This window comes from Paenisporosarcina sp. P4_E4_2, assembly GCF_056401595.1.
In genome coordinates this window covers 1-3101 of the sequence record NZ_JBFUJC010000361.1, presented here as the reverse complement: position 1 = coordinate 3101, position 3101 = coordinate 1, and the positions used below count along the sequence as shown (strand labels likewise).

The 3101-nt window shown below is 38.8% G+C and carries 1 protein-coding gene and 2 pseudogenes; 2 read left to right on the top strand and 1 reads right to left on the bottom strand.

Annotated features, from left to right (window positions below; all coding sequences use genetic code 11):
• Together AC1DSB_RS17105 and AC1DSB_RS17100 are read left to right on the top strand one after the other, a co-directional pair.
• Positions 1 to 1180: pseudogene (locus tag AC1DSB_RS17105) on the top strand (peptidase S8); the annotation flags it as partial.
• A gap of 224 nt (positions 1181 to 1404) precedes the next feature.
• Positions 1405 to 1617 (top strand): annotated as a pseudogene (locus AC1DSB_RS17100) (phosphoribulokinase); the annotation flags it as partial.
• A 100-nt stretch (positions 1618 to 1717) separates the two neighbouring features.
• Here AC1DSB_RS17100 and hpaB read toward each other — a convergent pair.
• A partial coding sequence (hpaB, locus tag AC1DSB_RS17095; protein ID WP_477587188.1) for a 4-hydroxyphenylacetate 3-monooxygenase, oxygenase component occupies positions 1718 to 3101 on the bottom strand: 1384 nt, incomplete at its 5' end.

Below are 3101 nucleotides of genomic sequence, written 5' to 3'. Positions count from 1 at the left end.
ATATCCGGTTCCAGGGGGAACAGCCATTCAGGTTGCCATCTATGATGCAAGTGGACCGAATGGTGCTCCTGGTAAAAAATTGGCCGGTCCATTAAATGCGACTGCTCTGCGTAATGGAGAATGGACAGTTGTCGATCTGGCAAGCGAAGGAGTCATAGTAAACGGCGACTTCTATATGGTCTATATCCAACAAAAGCCCTACCCATATATACCAGCACTCGCTACTGATACAAGCAGTCCATACGCAGGTCATAGCTGGCAAATGGTTAACGGATTTTGGTCCCCATCCCCTGAAAAATACGGAAACGTTATGATTCGGGCACGGGTAGACTTTAACGCGATCAGTCCAGTGATCACAACGCCTAAAGATGTAGCCTACACCAATCAATCTACTTTCACGGTAGAAGGAAAAGCTTCACCTACTACCCAAGTTCATCTTTTCAATAAAGGCGAAGAAGTGGCTACCACACCAACCAGAGAGGATGGCACCTTCGCCGTAGATGTGACTCTCCATAACGGAGAAAACATGCTGACAGCTACCTCTTCTACAGATCTGGGTAGTACGGATCCGTCCGAGCCAGTGAAGATCATCCTTGATCAAGCAAAACCAGAACTAACCAYCACCAAACCTACTGAAGGCAACAAGACGAATCAACAAGCAGTTACGATCGAAGGAAAAGCGACCGATCCATATCTAGCAGAAGTCACTATAAATGGTCAAAAAGCGAATGTCACAGAAGATGGCTCCTATTCCCTAGATATACTGCTCAATAATGGAGAAAATAAATTTACTGTCACTGCAAAGGACCGTGCTGGAAACGAAACTAGCAAGGAAGTCACTGTTTACGCCAAGTTTAATSCACCTGCGRTYGAAAACTTAAAACCAGCTCAAAATGTGGTGATAAAAASGGGTAARACGTTGACCRTCGAACTAGAWAGTGARCCAGGAATTARTGGYTTCTTCTYGRTCMRCGTACCTTCAGCCWATGCAACYGCSACCGCCACTTCTKTTGAAATACCATTAACAGAACAAGGAGAAGGTCACTATGTTGGTACCTGGAAGGCACCAACAGACAAGATCARCGGTGCTGTGATCGAAGTGGTGATGAGAGATGCTTATGGAAACGAATCTCGTCAAACAGCCGCTGGTAAAGTGTATGTAAACGTAAAACCTAAATAAATCATAGATTGAATGAAACAGAAGAGTAGATTCGTCAAAGAATCCGATATCTAGCTTTTAATTCACGAGCATTTAAGTCCCTTATCCAAATAATTTTTGAAAGAGAGACGTTCTATACTACTAGACGTCTTTTTTTTCACTTCACATAAAAGTCTTGTTCAACTAACGGGTGCTTTACCTCAAGAAGGGGTAAAGCCTTTTTTCTTATTGAACTAAAGGGGCAGGTTGAAGGCATGAGCGTGGCCTTTACAGATCCCAATTTGTTCAATCTAAAAGTTTACTTATATACGGATGGAGAAACCGAGTTGATGAGAAGGAGTAAAAGAGAGGTTTTTGAAAGAGGAACAGATATAAATTATTTAAGAAAATCTCATGAGGAACGTAGAATTCAATACGATTTATTTATGCATCCTTATCATCGGAAAAAATATGGTTAAAAGTTCATGGAATCCCAGAAAAAAATAACAGAACGCTCAATCTATAAAAAGATTGAGCGTTCTATTTTGATCCTAAAAGGAATATTTAAACTTCTTCTTCTTATTTTAGATTTAAGAAATTACTAATTGCCTCTACATATTCATTTTTTGGATATTTCTTATATAAATCGCTTGATAATCGAATTGGGTCACCAAAAAAGTATCGCTCATATTGGGTTTGTCTAGTTCCGAATGAACTCATTGTTAGATCCCAAGCTAAACGAAATATTTTTACACGTTCCTCTGCGGTCTTATTTGCTCCTTGAAGATAAATATCTAAGTCATTTCTAATAATAGAATGAAATGCTTTTTCAGTTGGCAATGTAATCATTCCACTAGCTCCGATTAACTGGATAATTTCAGTGAAACGAGGATAAATTTTAGGGAAAATGTTACCGGCAACTTGAAGCGGGAAAATATCTGGACGCATATATCCCCATTCATCTAATTTTGCGTTATTCTCCGATTTTTCTAACAAGGCTTTCATCGTTTCTAGACCAATGATGATTTCTGACATCTTTTCTTGAATATGTTGATACCCGTTAATATTAATCGTTTCGATAAGAAGCTCAGCAATGCCTAAGACGAACTCTATTTTTACAATTTGTCTATTCAAAACTTGGTGCTTAGTAAAGGGATTGAAAGAGCTTTGAATTGGGAATTCTTCGGCTACTTCCGCATTGTTGTAATAAAATACCCTATTCCAAGGTACTAATACATTGTCAAAGACAACGATAGAATCCATTTCTTCGAATCGCGAGCTTAATGGATAATTAAAAGAAGATTGTCCTCCGATGAATGAATCCCTACAAATAAACTTTATTCCTTTCGTGTTAGAAGGGATCGAAAAAGCAAAAGCTTCATCTTCATTAAATAGAAATTTACCAACACTAAATACTAATAACTCATCTGTTAAACCACCTTGCGTAGCAAGAAGACGGGCTCCTTTAATGATGATTCCTTCTTCATTTGTATCAATAACTTTTGCGGCGATTGGTGGCTCATCGGTATCTTCAAAGTAGATTTCAGAACGATTCACTTGTGGTGAAACAAAGGTATGTGTAAACGATAGGTCATTTTCCCTAGCCAATTCATAAAACGCTTGCAGATTATTCGGAAAACATTTGTCCTTATTTTTTAAAAAGGATACCGAAGAGGCAAAGCTCATTAAAACTGTGTTCAAATAATCTGGGCTTCTTCCCATGACACCACCTGAATACCTAGCCCAATGTTCAATCATCTTTCTTCTTCTTATTAAGTCCTCTTTCGTTTTTGGTTGCAAAAAGGAAAGACCAATACGTTCACCTGAGACTGGGGAAATAAAAGTCATCTCATCTTTTATTTTTGGGTCATGTTGCAAATCATAAAGAGCCGCTTTTGACTGAATAAGTCCTTTGAATGCAGGGTGTTCCGAGAGCAACCCCTCAATTTTTTCACCGTCGTAC